The 17,250-nt window shown below is 72.1% G+C and carries 11 protein-coding genes and 1 pseudogene; 7 read left to right on the top strand and 5 right to left on the bottom strand.

What is annotated here, in order from left to right:
• The first annotated feature begins 123 nt into the window (after positions 1-123).
• Both ACIOC1_RS02480 and ACIOC1_RS02485 read left to right on the top strand, forming a co-directional pair.
• Complete coding sequence (locus ACIOC1_RS02480) at positions 124-585, top strand: MarR family winged helix-turn-helix transcriptional regulator (RefSeq protein WP_355336767.1); 462 nt, start codon at positions 124-126, stop codon at positions 583-585.
• A gap of 173 nt (positions 586-758) precedes the next feature.
• Positions 759-2,432, top strand: coding sequence for an MFS transporter (locus ACIOC1_RS02485; RefSeq protein ID WP_401851295.1), 1,674 nt, complete (start codon positions 759-761; stop codon positions 2,430-2,432).
• Here the strand turns inward: ACIOC1_RS02485 and ACIOC1_RS02490 are convergent.
• A complete protein-coding gene (locus tag ACIOC1_RS02490) occupies positions 2,323-3,765 on the bottom strand; it encodes a serine hydrolase domain-containing protein (RefSeq protein WP_401851998.1) in 1,443 nt (480 codons plus the stop codon). The two genes, ACIOC1_RS02485 and ACIOC1_RS02490, sit on opposite strands and share 110 nt — an antisense overlap.
• 162 nt (positions 3,766-3,927) lie before the next feature.
• Entirely contained in the window at positions 3,928-5,031 is a 1,104-nt protein-coding gene (locus ACIOC1_RS02495; protein WP_401851298.1) for a class I SAM-dependent methyltransferase, read from the bottom strand.
• Positions 5,032-5,733: 702 nt separating this feature from the next.
• Here ACIOC1_RS02495 and ACIOC1_RS02500 point away from each other — a divergent pair.
• The gene (locus ACIOC1_RS02500) at positions 5,734-8,946 is read left to right on the top strand and encodes a discoidin domain-containing protein (protein WP_401851300.1); all 3,213 of its coding nucleotides are present in this window, start codon (positions 5,734-5,736) and stop codon (positions 8,944-8,946) included.
• 138 nt (positions 8,947-9,084) lie between these two features.
• Here the strand turns inward: ACIOC1_RS02500 and ACIOC1_RS02505 are convergent, their stop codons facing one another.
• Positions 9,085-9,765, bottom strand: coding sequence for a TetR/AcrR family transcriptional regulator C-terminal domain-containing protein (locus ACIOC1_RS02505; RefSeq protein WP_391042063.1), 681 nt, complete (start codon positions 9,763-9,765; stop codon positions 9,085-9,087).
• A gap of 75 nt (positions 9,766-9,840) precedes the next feature.
• Between ACIOC1_RS02505 and ACIOC1_RS02510 the strand changes: the two genes are divergently transcribed.
• A complete protein-coding gene (locus ACIOC1_RS02510; RefSeq protein ID WP_401851302.1) occupies positions 9,841-10,998 on the top strand; it encodes an FAD-dependent oxidoreductase in 1,158 nt (385 codons plus the stop codon).
• A gap of 14 nt (positions 10,999-11,012) precedes the next feature.
• Here ACIOC1_RS02510 and ACIOC1_RS02515 read toward each other — a convergent pair whose 3' ends face one another.
• Positions 11,013-11,942, bottom strand: coding sequence for a S41 family peptidase (locus ACIOC1_RS02515; RefSeq protein ID WP_401851305.1), 930 nt, complete (start codon positions 11,940-11,942; stop codon positions 11,013-11,015).
• Between the two features lie 57 nt (positions 11,943-11,999).
• Between ACIOC1_RS02515 and ACIOC1_RS02520 the strand changes: the two genes are divergently transcribed.
• Both ACIOC1_RS02520 and ACIOC1_RS02525 read left to right on the top strand, forming a co-directional pair.
• Entirely contained in the window at positions 12,000-12,527 is a 528-nt protein-coding gene (locus tag ACIOC1_RS02520; protein ID WP_391042058.1) for an ArsR family transcriptional regulator, read from the top strand.
• A 4-nt stretch (positions 12,528-12,531) separates the two neighbouring features.
• Positions 12,532-12,746, top strand: a pseudogene (locus ACIOC1_RS02525) (hypothetical protein); the annotation flags it as partial.
• Here the strand turns inward: ACIOC1_RS02525 and dnaB are convergent.
• Positions 12,713-15,634 carry a replicative DNA helicase gene (gene dnaB / locus ACIOC1_RS02530; protein ID WP_401851308.1) on the bottom strand — a complete coding sequence of 974 codons (2,922 nt, stop codon included), beginning with the start codon at positions 15,632-15,634 and terminating at the stop codon, positions 12,713-12,715. The pseudogene ACIOC1_RS02525 and the gene dnaB sit on opposite strands and share 34 nt — an antisense overlap.
• 164 nt (positions 15,635-15,798) lie before the next feature.
• Between dnaB and ACIOC1_RS02535 the strand changes: the two genes are divergently transcribed.
• On the top strand, positions 15,799-17,229 hold the full coding sequence (locus ACIOC1_RS02535; RefSeq protein WP_401852000.1) for an MATE family efflux transporter: 1,431 nt from the start codon (positions 15,799-15,801) through the stop codon (positions 17,227-17,229).
• Positions 17,230-17,250: the final 21 nt, after the last annotated feature.

Here is a 17,250-nt window from a genome sequence, read left to right on the forward strand (position 1 = left end):
CTACGGGATCGTCCCGTAGCGGACCTATTTTGCTAGTCTCGACGCATGACCGCAGAGACAGCAGCGACCGCAGAGGCCGTGACCACCGCAGGACACGTCCCCCTGTCGGCGCGGACCGCCGACATGTCGTACCTGCTCCAGCACACCGCCCACGTACTGGCCACCCAGATGTCGGCGGCGCTCGCGGAGATCGGCATGTCGCCGCGCGCCCACTGCGTGCTGGCGCACGCGCTGGAGGCCGAGCGGACCCAGGCGCAACTCGCCGAGCTGTCCGACCTGGACAAGACCACGATGGTCGTCACCGTCGACCAGTTGGAGCGGGCGGGGCTGGCCGAGCGGGTGCCGTCGGCGACCGACCGGCGCGCGCGGATCATCAAGGTGACCCCGGCGGGCGAGAAGGTCGTGGCCGAGGGCCAGGAGATCGTCGACCACGTGCACGAGGACGTGCTCGGCGCGCTGCCGGAGAGCGAGCGCACCGCCTTTGTCTCCGCGCTGAACCGGCTGGTCAACGGCCATCTCGCGACCCCCGCGGGCGCACCGGACGGCGGCCAGGGAGTGCGCCGCCCGCGCCAGTCCCGCAAGTAGCCCGCTCCGCCGCGGTCCGCCCCCGACCCCGCACCGCAGCGCACCGCACCGCACCGCGCCGGTCCGCTCCACCGCCGGGCACGCACCCGCAAGGTAAGCCCGTAAGAGATAGTCTCCAACAAAACCATCTGCTACGGTCACTCCTGGTATCCCTTTCGCCAGGAGGCGACCTCATGCCACTCCGTCCCCATGCCGCCGGATCGTCGCGCGGCGCGGCTCTCGCGGTGCTCAGCGCGGGCACCCTGATGATCATCCTCGACGGCACGATCGTGAATGTGGCGCTGCCGTCCATCCGCCGTGACCTGGGCTTTTCGCAGTCGAGCCTCGCCTGGGTGGTCAACGCCTACCTCATCGCCTTCGCCGGGCTGCTGCTGCTCGCCGGCCGCCTCGGCGACCTGTTCGGCCGCCGCAGAATCCTGGTCACCGGCCTGGCGGCGTTCACCGTCGCCTCGCTGCTGTGCGGGTTCGCGGACTCCGCGGGGCTGCTGATCGCGGCCCGCTTCGTCCAGGGCGCGGCCGGTGCGATGGTCTCGGCCGTCAGCCTCGGCATGGTCATCGCGCTCTACCCCGACGCCCGCGGCCGGGCTCGCGCCATGGGCGTCTACAGCTTCGTGCAGTCCGCGGGCGGCGTCCTCGGCCTGCTCGTGGGCGGCATCCTCACCCAGGCCATCAACTGGCACTGGATCTTCTTCGTCAACCTCCCCATCGGCTCGGCCGCCGCCCTGCTCAGCCTGCGCCTGCTGCCCGACGACCGCCCGGCCGCCGTACGCGAGCCCCGCGAGTCCCGTGGTGAGCCCCGTGAGCCCCGCGCCGGGAGCGCGCGTCCCGGGGTCGACGCGCCGGGTGCCGTCCTGGTCACCGCCGCCCTGATGCTGGGCGTCTACACCATCGTCGGGACCACCGGCCGGGGCTGGACGTCCCCCGCCACCGCAGGACTCGCGGCGCTGTCCGCCCTGTTGCTGGCCGGGTTCCTGATCCGTCAGACCAAGGCGGCCGAGCCGTTGATGCCGTTGCGGATCTTCCGCTCCCGGATCGTCTCGGGCGCGAACGTCGTGCTGGCACTGATGGTCGCGGGCGGCTTCGGCTTCCAGTTCATGACCAGCCTCTATCTCCAGCAGGTGCTCGGCTACGGCCCGGTGCGGATCGGGCTCGCGCTGGCGCCGACCGGCGCGATGATCGGCGTGATGTCCCTGCTGCTGTCCGCCCGGCTCGGCGCCCGCTTCGGCCAGCGCGCCGTCCTGCTGCCCAGCCTGCTGCTCTTCGCGGGCGGCTTCCTCATCCTGGCGAGGGCCCCCTCCGCGCACGCCTCGTACCCCGCCGACATCCTCCCGGCGATCCTGGTCTTCGGCGTCGGCTTCGGCCTGGCCATGCCCTCCCTGATGACGCTGGGCATGTCGGAGGCGACCCCCGCAGACTCCGGGCTGCTGTCCGGCGTCTTCAACACCGCCCAGCAGATCGGCGGCGCGCTCGGCCTCTCCGTACTCGCCGCCCTGGCCGCCGCCCGCACCGACCGGAAGCTCGCCGCGGGCCACTCCGTACCGGCCGCCCTGACCAGCGGCTACCACCTGGCCTTCGTGGTCGCCGCCGGACTGCTGGCCCTCGGCGCCGCGGTCGCCGCCGTCCTGCTCAGGCCCCCGTCCTCGGACGGCTCGAAGGACAGCACGCAGGACAGCACGCGGAACGGCACTCAGGACAGCGCTCAGGACAGCGCCGACCGCGCTCCCGAGGCCAACGGCCTCAGCGCACCGGCCAGTTCCCCTGCCCGGAACCGGAGCCAGGACCGGGACCAGGACCAGGGCCAGGTCCGCCCGGCAGCGGCGCCGAAGGGTCGTACGGCACGCGTGTGAACACGAAGGACCCCAGGTCGAGATGGCCGACCGAGCCGTCGGCGCGCCGCACCGGCCGCAGCGTCTCGCCCGCGTAGTACCCCTCCAGGCCGGTCCAGGTGCCGTCGGATTCCGCGCGGAAGCGCGCGCCGCGGCCCTGGCCGGTCAGCGGCGCGAGCGCGAGGTCGCCGGAGGCGTGGACGCGCAGGCTGTAGCCGGACGTGCCCCAGTACCAGGGGCCCGCCAGGTCGAGCAGCGCCGGGTCGAGCGCGTCGGCGGGCCGCCAGGGCGCGGGCAGGCCGGGCTCGGCGTCGGCGGTGATCGCCAGCAGGTCGGCGGCGATGGTGCCGATCGCGGGCCCCGAGGTGGAGTTGGCCATCGCGAGCGCGCCCACGCCGTCCGCGACGCTCACCCACACGGTGGCCAGGAAGCCCGGCATCGAGCCCGTATGGCCGGCGAGCGGGCGGTCGCCGTGCCGGGTGAGCTGGAGCCCGAGGCCGTAACCCGAGTCGGGGTCGGCCGCGGCCGGCGGCGCGGCGGGCGCGCGCATCTCGGCCAGTGTCGCCGCGGCCAGCACGTCCGGGTGCCCGGCCGCGAGGAAGCCCGCCCAACGCGCCAGGTCCTGGGCCGTCGACCACAGTTGGCCCGCGGGCGCCATCAGTCCGGTGTCCTGTACGACCTCGGGCCGCATCACGTCCGCCCACGGGTGGACGGCGAAGCCCCCGGCGGCCGGGGCCTGCGGCAGCGCCGTCGTACGCGGCATGCCCAGCGGGTCGAGCACTTCGGCCTTCAGGGCCTCGGCCCACGGCACGCCGCGTTTGGCCTCCACCAGGGCGCCGAGCAGCGCGAATCCGGGGTTGGAGTAGTGGTAGCGCCGTCCGGCCGGGTGTTTGACGGGGGCCGGGCCGAGGATGTCGGCCAGTTCCGGCCGCAGGTCGCCGGGGGTCCGCTCCCACCAGGGGCCCGGCGTCTCGGAGGCCAGGCCGGAGGTGTGGGTGACGAGTTGGCCGATCGTCAGACCGGCCACGTCCTCCGCGTCGTCCGGCAGGTCCGGCAGGTGCCGCGCCAGCGGATCGGTCAGCTCCAGCAGCCCCTCGTCACGCAGCCGCATCACCAGCACCGCCGTGAACGTCTTCGTGATCGAGCCGATCCGGTACTGCGTGTCGGCGTCCGGCGCGTGCCCCTCGATCATGCTGCGCGCGCCGAACCAGACCATCCGCCCGTCCCGTACGACCGCGCCGACGATCGACGGCGTACGGCCCTCGGCCTGGCCGACCGCGATCCGGCGCAGCAGGGCGCGGCGGGTGGCGGGCAGCAGTTCGCCGTCCGGCGCGGCGGGCGCGGGGCCGGGCATCGGCAGCGCGTACGGGGCGGGGGCCGCGGGCCGGGGCCGGTCGAGGGACTGCGGTGGGTGCTGGGAATCGGTCGTCACTCGGCGCGCGCCTCTTGTCTCGGTACGGGGGTCCGGGGCGGCCCTGGTGGCCGGATCCGTGCCCCGGCCGACCTGGACTCCCCCCTACGGACGGTCGCCGTTACGGTAATCGGCGGTGCCGAAGCGGAGCGACACAATTGACATCCGCATCCCGCGCAGCAGCGGGATCAGATGCGAGACGGGCGCGATGGCGTACGGGCCGCGACCGCGCGGCAGGCGCAGGCTGCGGACCTCGGCGATGCGCGGCGAGGCGGTCGCGACCTTGCGGTACTCCTTGCCGTCCATGCCCCACAGCCAGCGCGGCGCGCGATAGCCGGGGCGCGCCGCGCTCCCGGCCGCCTCCGTCCCCACGTCCGTCCCCGCCTCCGGCCCCGTCCCGCCCGCGTCCGCGTCCCTGCGCGCCTCGGCCCGCGCCTGGGCGTCCGCCCGGGCCCGGTCGTCGGCCTGGGCCTGGCTGCGGGCGACCATCCCCCGGGGGAGGGCGTCGAAGAGCATCCAGCCGCCGGGGAAACGTTCCGCGCAGGCGGCGATCAGGCGTTTCACGTCGGACGGCGGCAGATACATCAACAGGCCCTGGGCGGTGACCAGTACGCCCTCGGAGTCGTCGACCTCGTCCATCCAGCCCAGGTCCAGCGCCGAGCGGGCCAGCGAACGGCGCCGTGGCGGATCGTCCGGAAGCAGAGCGTCTCGGACCTCGACCGTCTCCGGCAGATCCACCGTCAGCCAGCGCACCCGGCCGTTGTCCACCCGCCAGAACTGCGTTTCGAGGCCCTCGCCGAGCGCCACCACCGTGCCGTCGGGGTGTTCGGCGACGAACCGCCGTACCTCGTCGTCCAGGCACCGCACCCGCAGCGCGTGCCACTGCGCCATGCCCGAGCCGCCGAACCGCTCGAAGGGGTAGTCGATACGGTCGACCAGCTCCACCGCGAGCGGGTCGTCCAGCAGCCGCGCCCCCGGCCGCCGGGCCTCGGCGGCCCGGTGGTACAGATTCCACAGCAGCGTTTCCGGTACGCCCTCCAGCTCGACCTTGAACCGGCCGACGCCGCCGGTCCCGCCCTCGTCGCCGCCGGCCGCCCCGCCCTCGTCGCCGCCGGCCGCCCCGCCCTCGTCGCCGCCGGCCGCCCCGCTCCCGTCGCCGTCCCGGCCGTCTCCGCTCACGCCACCACCGACGTCGTCGTTGTCGTCCATCCCCTTACGATCCCACTCGCCGCCGCGCCCGGCCGTGCCCGCCACGGCGGTACTTCGCAACCCCCTTGCCCCCGGCCCGCGTTGGGCCCGCTTGAAGAAAGCGGCGCCGTCCGGTCACGGCTGCGCGGAACCTTGACAGCGGTTTTCGCCAGGCGTAGACATCACGTCGGCCAGAGAGCGCTCTCACAGCCGTCCGGCGAGGCGGCGGGACAGCGCCCTCAGGCCGCCGCACAGCCGCACCGCCGCACGCGCACGACCGCACCGCCGTACGACCGCACCTCCGTACCAACCGCACGCGCACGACCGCACCTCCGCACAGCCGCACCGCGCACGAACGCCGATCGTGGCCGCGAGACCGGGGTCGGTGCCGCACACCGCAGCAGGGCACCACCGACGTCCACCCCCCAACCGGAGGCTCGCGCGTACGCGGCGCACCTCGCCGCACGCCGGCCGCGTGCTTGTCACGTGCTTGTCACGTGCGTGGCCGCGCGCTCGCCGCGCGCGGATCTCCGCAAGGACGGCGCTACGTGCCCTCGTTGTCGGTTTCTCACCCTCTCGCGCCCGTGCTCGCGGGCTTCCGCGAGCCGTCATCCGACACGTAGACACGTAGGAGCACACATGAGGGTCACCCCACGAGGGCTCTCCGCGCACCGTAAACGTTTCCGGTTCCCTCTCGCACGGTCACCGCAGGGCGTCCTGCTGATGGCGCTGGTGCTGATCGCCTCGGCGTATCTGTCCCTGGCGCCCACCTCCTCGCACGCGGCGACGCCGACCCTGCTCTCCCAGGGCAAGCCGGCGACCGCGTCATCCGTCCAGGACGCGTTCGCCGCGAGCGCCGCCGTGGACGGTGACACCGGTACCCGCTGGTCCAGCGCCGCGTCCGATCCGCAGTGGCTCCAGGTCGACCTGGGCTCGTCGCAGCCGATCACGCAGGTCGTCCTCAACTGGGAGACGGCGTACGGCAAAGCCTTCAAGATCCAGGTCTCGGACAACGCGACCGCCTGGACCGACGTCTACTCCACCACCACCGGCACCGGCGGCATCCAGACGCTCAGCGTCACCGGCACCGGCCGCTACGTGCGGATGTACGGCACCCAGCGCGCCACCCAATGGGGTTACTCGCTCTGGGAGTTCCAGGTCTACGGCGGTTCCGGCGGCGGTACGCCCCCGGCGACCTGCGGCACCACGACCGCCGCGCTCGGCAGGCCCGCCACCGCGTCCTCGACCGAGAACGCCGGGACCCCCGCCTCCGCCGCCTTCGACGGCAACGCGGGCACCCGCTGGTCCAGCGCGGCCTCCGACCCGCAGTGGGTCCAGGTCGACCTCGGCTCGTCGCAGACGCTGTGCGGCGCGCAGTTGACGTGGGAGACGGCGTACGCGAAGGCGTATCAGATCCAGGTCTCGACCGATGGTTCCACGTGGAACAACGCGTATTCCACGACGACCGGGGCCGGTGGCACCGAGAATCTGTCGTTCAACGCGACCGGCCGCTATGTGCGGATGTACGGCACGCAGCGGGCGACGCAGTACGGCTACTCGCTGTGGGAGTTCACGATCCTGACGCCCGGTGGCAGTACGACCTCCCCGCCGCCGAGCGGGGGCAACGGCAACTGCCCGTGGGTCGGTTCCACGGCTCCGGTGGCCACCCGCGTCCAGCAGGTCATGGCGCAGATGACCACCGCGCAGAAGGTCTCGATCCTGCACGGCAACAACAACGCGACGCCGTACATCGGCAACATCACCGGCGTACCGTCGCTGTGCATCCCGAACATCGGCCTCCAGGACGGGCCGCACGGTGTCGGTGACGGCCTCGGCGGCGTCACGCAGATGCCGTCGGCGAACGCGTCCGCGGCGACGTGGGACGACGCGCTGGAGCAGCAGTACGGCGCGGCGATCGGCGCGGAGTTCGCGGGCAAGGGTGTGCAGGTGGCGCTCGGCCCGACGCTGAACATCGTGCGCGACCCGCGCTGGGGCCGGGCCTTCGAGACGTTCAGCGAGGACCCGTACCTCAACGGGCGGCTGGCGGCGGCCGACATCCGGGGCATCCAGAGCCAGGGTGTGATGGCCGAGATGAAGCACGTGGCCGTCTACAACATCGAGAATCCGGCGGGGACGGTCGTCGTCGACAACCGGACCATGCAGGAGCTGTATCTGCCCGCGTTCCAGGCGGCGGTGCAGCAGGGCTCGCCGGCGGCGGCGATGTGCGCGTACAGCGTCGTCAACTCCGTACCGGCCTGCCAGAATCCGGCGCTGATGAACGTCGGGCTCTACCAGCAGGCGGGCTTCGGCGGCTTCATCACCAGCGACTGGGGCGGCGCGCACTCCACCGTCGAGTCCGCCAACGCCGGTCTGACGGTGGAGATGCCGAACGGCTACTTCTACGCGGACTTCCTCGCGCAGGCGGTCGCCAACGGGACGGTCAGCCAGGCCACGCTGGACACGATGGTGAGCAGGCTGCTGACGCAGTTCTTCGCCTTCGGTCTCTTCGACAAGGCGCCCAGCGGTTCGCGGGACGCCGTCGTCACCACCCCGGCGCATGTGGCGACCGCGCTCCAGGGCGCGGAAGAGGGCACCGTACTGCTCAAGAACAACGGCATCCTGCCGCTGTCCACCGCCACCACCCACTCGATCGCGGTGATCGGCTGGGACGGCGGCGCGGGCGTGCAGTCCATCGGCGGCGGCAGCGCGACGGTGACCAGTTCCGGCACGGTCTGGCCGATCACCGGCATCCAGAACCGGGTCGCGGGCACCGGCACCACCGTGCAGTACAACGACGCGTCGAATCTCGCGTCGGCCGTCACGCTGGCCCGCTCCTCCGATGTCGCGATCGTCTTCGCCAGCGACAACTACGGCAACGAGGAGCACGACACCACCACGCTCGACCTGCCGCCGGTCGGCAACGCCCAGACCAACCAGAACGACATGATCGCCCAGGTGGCGGCGGCCAATCCGCACACCATCGTGGTGCTCAACAACAGCTCGGCGATCAACATGCCGTGGCTGAACCAGGTCGCGGGCGTCTTCGAGGGCTTCTATCCGGGCCAGCAGATCGGCACGGCGATGGCGGCGCTGATCTTCGGTGACGTCAACCCGTCGGGCAAGCTGCCCGTCACCTTCCCGAAGTCGCTCGCGGACGTGCCCGCGCACACCCCGGCGCAGTGGCCGGGGACCAACGGCACGGTGCAGTACAGCGAGGGGCTGAAGGTCGGCTACAAGTGGTACGACGCGCAGAACATCGAGCCGCTGTATCCGTTCGGCTTCGGCCTGTCGTACACCACCTTCTCCTTCTCCGGGCTCCAGGTCGGCGCGCTGTCCGGCGGGAACGCCACCGTGCGCGCGACGGTGACCAACACCGGGACGCGGGCGGGTACCGAGGTCGCGCAGCTCTACGTGGGCGACCCGGCCTCCACCGGCGAGCCGGTCCACCAGCTCCGCGGCTATCAGCGGGTCACGCTCAATCCGGGCCAGTCGCAGACGCTGACCTTCACGGTGTCCACGCACGACCTGGCGTACTGGAACACCGGCACCAACGGGTGGACGACGGCGGCGGGCAGCTACCAGATCCTGGTGGGGGACTCGTCGCGGAATCTCCCGCTGAGCGGCACGCTCAGCGTGCCGACGCAGGTGAACGCGGCCGCGGCGCGGGTGGGGGGCGGCGACGCCTCGTACGCCGTGCCCAATCCGCACGGCATGAGCAGCCCGCTGCACACGGCGGTGGACTGGGCGCTGGACCGGAAGGCCCCGAGCGGCACGGCCTTCTCGGCGACCGGTCTCCCGCCGGGGATCTCGCTCAGCTCGGCGGGGCGGTTCACGGGCGCGGCCACTGAGCGGGGTACGTACACGGTGACGGTCACCGCCCGTACGTCCTCGGCTGCGGCGTCCGCACCGGTGACGTTCGTCTGGACGACCACCTAGCCGGTTCCGTTCCGGCTCCGGTGCCCTCCCGCGGGGCGCCGGGGCCGGGACCTCCCCGGTGAGCAGCGCGGTCGAGGGCGACCACGCCTGCGTCCGCAGCTTCGAGACCGCGCTCAAGACGCGGCGCCCGCGCCGGCCCTACCGCGAGATGTGGGCCTCGATGCCGTCGAGGAGGAAGTCGAGGCCGAGGCGGAAGGTGTGGTCGGCGTCGAGGTGGGCGGCGTCGTGGATCACGGTGGACAGGGCGGGGAAGCGGCCGGTGGCGAAGGTGCGTTCCAGGTAGGGGCCCAGTGCGGCCTGCCAGCGCTTCTCGTCCAGGCCGGTGGTCCGCTCCGCGCGGCGGGCGGCGATCTCGCGGCGGACGGCGCCGGTCACGTAGGCGTCGACCGCGGTGACCACGGGCATGACGGCGTCCACGTGGACCCCGTCCAGCGCGGCGACGACGGCCTCGCCCCTGGCCAGCGCATGCGGGCCGAGCTGCGGCCGGCCGCCGAGCAGGTCGGCGAGCCATTCGTGGTCGTGGGCGGCCTGCCGGGTGGTCTCGGCGAGCGAACGCAGGACCTCCCGCCAGGTGTCCCCGACCGGCCGGATCTCGGCGTGGATCGCGTCGACCATCAGGTCGAGCAGTTCGTCCTTGCTCTCGATGTAGCCGTACAGCCGCATCGGTCCGACGCCCAGCGCGGTGGCGACCTTGCGCAGCGACACCGCGTCCAGGCCGTCCGCGTCGGCCAGCTCGATCGCGGCGCGGACGATCCGCTCCCGGTCCAGGGGGGCCGGTACGGGTCGATTCGGCGGCTCCGGCCGCTCCCACACCAACATGCCGCATACGGTACATCGCATTGTCGCGATACAGTGTATCGACTCGTACGGTGTATCGAACCGAAGGGGACACCCATGCCAACGACCACCACCCCGAGCCCGACCCCGACTGCGACCCCGGCCGCGGCCGTCGCCATCGTGGGGGCCGGCCTCGGCGGCCTGGCCCTCGCCCGCGTGCTGCACGTCAACGGCATCGACGCCGTCGTGTACGAACGCGAGGCGTCACGCGCCGCGCGCGGTCAGGGCGGCATGCTCGACATCCACTCCGGGCAGCGGGCGCTGCGCGAGGCCGGGCTCATCGACCGATTCCACGCGATAGCCCGCGGCGAAGGCCAGGACATGCGCCTGCTCGAACCGGACGGCACCCTGCTACTCCAGGAGGACACCCCCGAGGACGCCCCGCTCGACCGCCCCGAGGTCGACCGCGCCGACCTGCGCGACCTGCTGCTGGACTCCCTCCCCGAGGACACGGTGCGCTGGGGGCACGCGTTCACCTCCGCCGCCGACGGCCTGCTGCGCTTCGCCGACGGCGGCAGTTCGACGTACGACCTGCTGGTCGGCGCGGACGGCGCGCAGTCCCGGGTCCGCCCCCTGCTCACCGACGCCCGCCCGGCGCACATCGGCCAGAACATCGTCGAGCTCGGCATCCCCGACATCGACCGCACGCACCCCGACCTCGCGGCCATGGTCGGGCGCGGAAACTACTGGGTGCTCGGCGGCGGACTGTCGCTGGCCGCACAGCGCAACGGCGACGGCCGCGTCCGTATCGGCCTGAGCTTCTACAACACCGACGAGGACTGGTTCGCCACCAGCAAGATCCCCTTCGACGACCCCGCCGCCGCCCGGGCGCGCCTGATCGACCTGCTCCCCGGCTGGCACCCACGGTTCACCGCCCTGATCGCGGCCTGCGACGACACCGTCGTGCCACGGGCGATCACCACCCTCCCGGTTGGCCTGACCTGGCCGTCGACACCGGACGTCACGCTCATCGGCGACGCCGCCCACCTGATGCCACCGGTCGGCGAGGGCGCCAACATGGCCCTCCTGGACGGCGCCCTCCTCGGCCTCGCCCTGGCCGCGCACCCGGAGGACATCCCCCGCGCCGTCGCGGAGTACGAACGCGAGATGTTCGCCCGTACCGGCGCCGCCGCCCGCGAGTCGGCCCGCGTCCACGACATCCTGACGTCGCCCGACGCCGGCCGGAGAATGCTCGCGTTCTTCCAACCGGCCTGACCGCCCGGCAGGGCTCAGCCCGCCAGTCGCGCGAGGGCCAGCGCGTGCGCGCGGTCCAGGGCGTCGGCGGCGGCGCAGGAGACGTCCGGCCGCACACCGGTGCCTTCCCAATTCGTGCCGGAGACGGGGTTGACCGCGCGGCCCACGGGGATGGTGGCCTCCAGGTGCGGGTGTACGGTCCAGCCGTTGCACGGGTGCGCGCCGCCGCGGGTGCGCTCGCCGACGACGACGGCGCGGCCGAGCTGTTGCAGGTCGTAGGCCAGCTCCTCGGCGGCGGAGAAGGTGCTCTCGCTGGACAGCACGTACACCGGCCCGCTGCCGCCGAAGCGGGCGCCGGGGACGTGGGGCAGGCTCCAGGACTGCTCGCCGCGCTCGCCGTTGCGCTCGCCGCCCCGCTCATCGCCGCGCCAGTACATGGTGTTGAGGTGGGTGCGCTCGTCCAGCAGGTAGCTGCACACGAAGGCGACCGTGTCCGGGTCGCCGCCCCGGTTGGCGCGAAGGTCCACGATCAGCGCCTGGGCGCGGGAGGCCAGGGTGAGCGCGGCGCCCAGCGGCTCCGCGGCCCACTCCAGCGGGAACAGCATCGGCCCAAGGGCCAGTACGGCGACGCCGCCGTCGAGCAGCTCCAGCCAGGGCACACCGCCCAGCGAGGTGTCGAAGTCCCGGCGCATGGCGGCCAGGCCGGCCGCCCCCTGCTCCGGGGAGACCGGGGCGGCGTGGTGCTTCAGCCTCAAGTGCCGGTCGCCGTTGACGGACTGGAGGTCCGCGGTGACCAGCCGGGCCAGCTCCTCGGCGTCGTCGACGCCGTACGCGCCCTCGGCGAGACGCCGTCGCAGCAGGGCGGCGAGCTGCTCGGCCGTCTCGGGGAAGACGTAGTGCTCGGTGAGCAGCCGGACCGTCTCGTCGATGACAGGGGCCGGGTGAAGGTTCGTCGGAATCGTCATGGCTGGGAGTAGAGCACCGTCCTTGCGAAAGCGTCAAAGACTTTAGACACTTTCGGTATGTCCGATCAGCCGACCTACCCGCCGCCTCCCGAGGACGTCCTGGAGATCAGCGCGCCCGAGCAGTTCGCGGCGCTCTCCCACCCCTTGCGCCAGCGGCTGCTCTTCGCCCTGGGCCAGCGGCCCGCCACCGTCAGCGGGCTCGCGGCCCAACTCGACGCGAAGAAGGGCAACGTGGCCCACCACCTCAAAGTGCTCCGCGAGGCCGGGCTCGTCCACATCGCCGAGACCCGCCAGGTCCGCGGCGGCACCGAGCACTCCTACCAGCGCACGGCCCGCCGCATGCTCGTCGCCGAACCCCAAGCGGCAGGCACCGCCGCGATGTTCGCCGCCGTCGCCCACGAACTGGACCGCTCACCCGTCGCCCCCCACCTGACCCTCCGCCACCTCCGCCTCAGCCCCGCCCAGGCGAAACACCTCGGCGACACCCTCACCCAACTCGTCGACGAGACCCCCGAAAACACCGAATCCCAGCCCGTCCACGGCGTCCTGGTAGCCCTCTACCACCACACCCCGCCCACCCCATAATCAACCCCGCCCCCGCCACCCGCCGGCGGTGCGTCTGCCCCAGGGCAGTGGGTCCGTTGGCAGGTGAACCATCGGTTCAGTAACGCCGCCGGAATACGGGACTGGTCGTACTGGCCCGGCACGTTCAACATCGCCTATGGGCCGGTCGATCCGAAGGTGTTCCTGTCGGAGCCGACCGTCCCCGATCAGGTCTGGGCCATGTCCACGAAGCGGGAGTAGTGGCCCTGGAAGGCGACCGTGATGGTGGCGGTGGGGCCGTTGCGGTGCTTGGCGACGATCAGGTCGGCCTCGCCCGCGCGGGGGGACTCCTTTTCGTAGGCGTCTTCGCGGTGGAGGAGGATCACCATGTCGGCGTCCTGCTCGATGGAGCCGGATTCGCGCAGGTCGGAGACCATGGGCTTCTTGTCGGTGCGCTGTTCGGGGCCACGGTTGAGCTGGGAGAGCGCGATGACCGGGACTTCGAGCTCCTTGGCGAGGAGCTTGAGGTTACGGGACATGTCCGAGACCTCCTGCTGACGGCTCTCGGGGCGGCGCGAGCCGCCCGACTGCATGAGCTGGAGGTAGTCGATGACGACTAGGCGCAGGTCGTTGCGCTGCTTGAGGCGACGGCACTTGGCGCGGATCTCCATCATCGACAGGTTCGGCGAGTCGTCGATGTAGAGCGGCGCCTCGGTGACGTCCGACATCCGCCGGGCCACCTTCGTCCAGTCGTCGTCCGTCATGGTCCCCGACCGCATGTGATGCAGCGCCACCCGCGCCTCGGCGGACAGCAGCCGCATCGCGATCTCGTTGCGCCCCATTTCGAGCGAGAAGATGACGCTGGGCATCTTGTTGGCGATGGAACACGTCCGCGCGAAGTCCAGCGCGAGCGTGCTGTTGTGGGTGGGCACCATGGAGCGGGTGGCCAGGTACAGGTGGTCCGGGTTGTCCACCTGCACGCAGCGGACCGGGACGCTCGTGACCGGGGTGACGGAAGTGATGTACCGCGTGACCTGCTCGCGTTTCCACTGCCCTCGAGCGGAACTCGCCTTACGCGGAATCCGGGCAAGAGGAAGATTCGTCGGAACGATGACGTCCCAGGAGTCCGCGCCGATCACGCCGGCCCTGGTACGCCCGGTGCGGTGGTGAACCCGCGGGACGCAACCGAGGGAGACGACAAGCTCACAGAATCCGTCGACCAGTTCGCGATGGGTGTTCGTGAACCGATAGGCCCCGTCGCCATCGACGGTCCCGTCCGCATCCACCATGCCCTGCGCCAGCGCCAGACGCTGGTCGAAGGACGCGCGCAGGTACCCGGCCGGGATGTGCTTGCCAGCGGACACACCGAGCTGGCTCCACGCGTCCCTCAGCCCACGCACACCGAAGTGGCCGGTGCTGCTGTGCCGACGAGCGTCATACCCGGCCGCGTCGAACTCCTTGATCAGCCAGTCGCGGTCCTGTGGATCGCAGGCGACACGCCCGCTTCCGGCGGTATCGCCGTCCCCGAGGAGGTAGCCGAGCACGTACGGATCGACGGGCAGATCGACTTCAGGGCCGACGAGAGCCCTCGTGGCCGGGATCGCGTGATTGTTCTCGTGCCGCGCACGGACCGTGGCGGCGATCTCCCTGGTGCTGCGCGGCCTGACTGCCTTGCTCTCGGGTTCTGGACGATTCCACTGCTGCTGGACGGCTCCCGCGGTCCTGCCGGGTTCGGTGCCGGCGGATGACCGTGAGGGAGACCAGGACGGCCAGTTGTCCGGGTAGGAGGGGGCCTCTGGCCTCGCGTGGTCGAATGCCTCGCGAGTGTTCCGGTCCCAGGTGAGCCACTGATGGTCCGCGTCAGCCAGGACCTTCGTACCGTCGGAGAACGTGACCTCGTAGCAAGGACGCCCGACCATGACGTCGGTGGCGGCGACCACTCGGGTCGGTGTGCCGTCGGCGGCGAGGAGGTGGTCGCCGACCTGGACCGCGCCCATCGTCGTCCAGCCGGTCGGGGTGGGCAGGGGGGTGTCGAGCGCCAGGGCCTTGCCCATCGCCGGGCGGGCGGCGATGACGATCATCTGGCCGGGGTGGAGGCCGTTGGTGAGGGAGTCGAGGTCGGTGAAGCCGGTGGGGACGCCGGACATCTGGCCGCTGCGGGAGCCGATGGCCTCGATCTCGTCGAGGGCGCCCTCCATGATGTCGCCGAGGGGGAGGTAGTCCTCGGAGGTGCGCTGTTCGGTGACGGCGTAGATCTCGGCCTGGGCGTTGTTGACGATCTCGTCGACGTCGCCGTCGGCGGCGTATCCCATCTGGGTGATGCGGGTGCCGGCTTCGACGAGGCGGCGCAGGACGGCGCGTTCGTGGACGATCTCGGCGTAGTACTCGGCGTTGGCCGCGGTGGGGACGGCGTTGACGAGGGTGTGGAGGTAGGGGGCGCCGCCGACGCGGGCGATCTCGCCGCGCTTGGTGAGTTCGGCTGCGGTGGTGATGGGGTCGGCGGGCTCGCCGCGGGCGTAGAGGTCGAGGATCGCCGCGTAGATCGTCTCGTGGGCGGGGCGGTAGAAGTCGGCGCCCTTGAGGACTTCGACGACGTCGGCGATGGCGTCCTTGGAGAGCAGCATGCCGCCGAGGACGGACTGTTCGGCGTCGAGGTCCTGCGGGGGGACGCGCTCGAAGCCGCCGCCGCCCTCGGACCAGCGGTTGCTGTCGCTGTCGTCGTTGCCGTTCTTCTTGCGGAAGCGGGTGACGGGGGGCCGGTCGCTCGGACCTGCTTCCGGGGGTGCTTCCCCCCAGTGCTCGTCCGCGGGTTCGGGCTGGCTCATCCGCGCCACCTCCTCCCGTCCCTGCGGACCGTTCGACCGCGTTCGACCGCACCCCGTTACGTGCCACGCGTTCGTGGAGCACGGCTCTTTCTTACGGCACGGCGCCGACATTTGAGTCACCCGGGGCCGCTCGCGGCGCGTCGGGGGACGGTCCACGGTAGGGCTCTCGGCGGCCCTGACCAACCCGGTTATCCACAGGGGGTGTGGACGGCGGCGGCATACCTGTGGAGAAGTGGCCCCAACCTGTGTACAGCCCTTGGGACGACGCTGTGGACAAGCTGACAATCTACTCAAGGGAACGGCTCTGACCTGGCCTTTCTCCATCCATAGCCTGTGCAGGAGAAAAAAATTCACGGTCGGCCCAAGATCGCCACAAACAACGCGGAGGAGATCACTCTACGCAGTCACCCGTAATAGTCGAGGGCGGCCTTTACCTCTTACTTGTGGACGATTACCCTGTGCATGTGAATCCGCTCGCCAAGCCCGCAGTGGAGAAGGATCCGGCCTCGTCCCCCCGCACGCCCGCCCGGGGCCGCCACGACCGGGAGATCCTCGCCCTCGCGGTCCCCGCCTTCGGCGCGCTGGTCGCCGAACCCCTCTTCGTCATGGCCGACAGCGCGGTTGTCGGCCATCTCGGCACCGCCCAGCTCGCGGGCCTCGGCGTCGCCGCCGCGCTCCTCACCACCGCCGTCAACATCTTCGTCTTCCTGGCGTACGCGACCACCGCCGCCGTCGCCCGCCGGGTCGGCGCGGGCGACCTGCCCGCCGCGATCCGCCAGGGCGTGGACGGCATCTGGCTCGCGCTGCTGCTGGGCGCGCTGGTGATCGCCGTCGTCCTCCCGTCCGCCCCGGCCGTGGTCGACCTGTTCGGCGCGTCGCCGACCGCCGCACCGTACGCGACCACGTATCTGCGGATCAGCTCGCTCGGCATCCCCGCGATGCTGATGGTGCTGGCGGCGACCGGCGTCCTGCGCGGCCTCCAGGACACCCGCACCCCGCTGTACGTGGCGGTCGGCGGATTCGCCGCCAACGCGGGGCTCAACGCGGGCCTGGTGTACGGCGCGGGACTCGGCATCGCGGGCTCCGCGTGGGGCACGGTCATCGCCCAGAACGGCATGGCGGCCGTCTATGTGTGGGTGGTGATCCGCGGCGCCAAGCGGCACCTCGCCAAGCCGCACCTCCCGACGCGGGACGACCCCGCGCCACACGACCCCGCGACGGACGCCCGTACGGGTGCACGCTCCGCCCTGTGGACCCTGTTGCGCCCCGACCCCGCCGGCATACGCGCCTGCGCCCGAGCCGGCGTCCCCCTCCTCGTCCGCACCCTCAGCCTGCGGGCCGTCCTGCTCATCGCCACCGCCGTCGCCGCGGGGCTCGGCGATGCCGCGATCGCCGCCCACCAGATCACCCTCACCGTCTGGTCCCTGCTCGCCTTCGCCCTGGACGCCATCGCCATCGCGGGACAGGCGATCATCGGCCGCTACCTGGGCGCGGACGACCCCGAGGGCGCCCGCGCCGCCTGCCGCCGCATGATCGAGTGGGGAGTGGCCTGCGGGGTCGTCCTGGGGCTGCTGGTGACGCTGGCCCGGCCGCTGATCGGGCCGATGTTCACCTCGGACCCGGCCGTACGGGACGCGCTGGCGTCCGCGCTGCTGGTGGTCGCGGTGGCGCAGCCGGTCTGCGGCATCGTCTTCGTCCTGGACGGCGTGCTGATGGGCGCGGGCGACGGGCCGTATCTCGCCTGGTCGATGCTGGGGACGCTGGCCGTCTTCGCGCCCGCCGCGCTGGCCGTGCCCGCCCTGGGCTGGGGGCTGACCGCGCTCTGGTGGGCGATGACCCTGATGATGCTGACCCGGCTCGCCGCCCTGTGGCTCCGGGCCCGCTCCGGCCGCTGGATCGTCACGGGCGCCGCCCGCTGAGAGCCCGAGCCGCCCGCCGAG

This window comes from Streptomyces sp. NPDC088197, assembly GCF_044741185.1.
GTDB lineage: Bacteria > Actinomycetota > Actinomycetes > Streptomycetales > Streptomycetaceae > Actinacidiphila.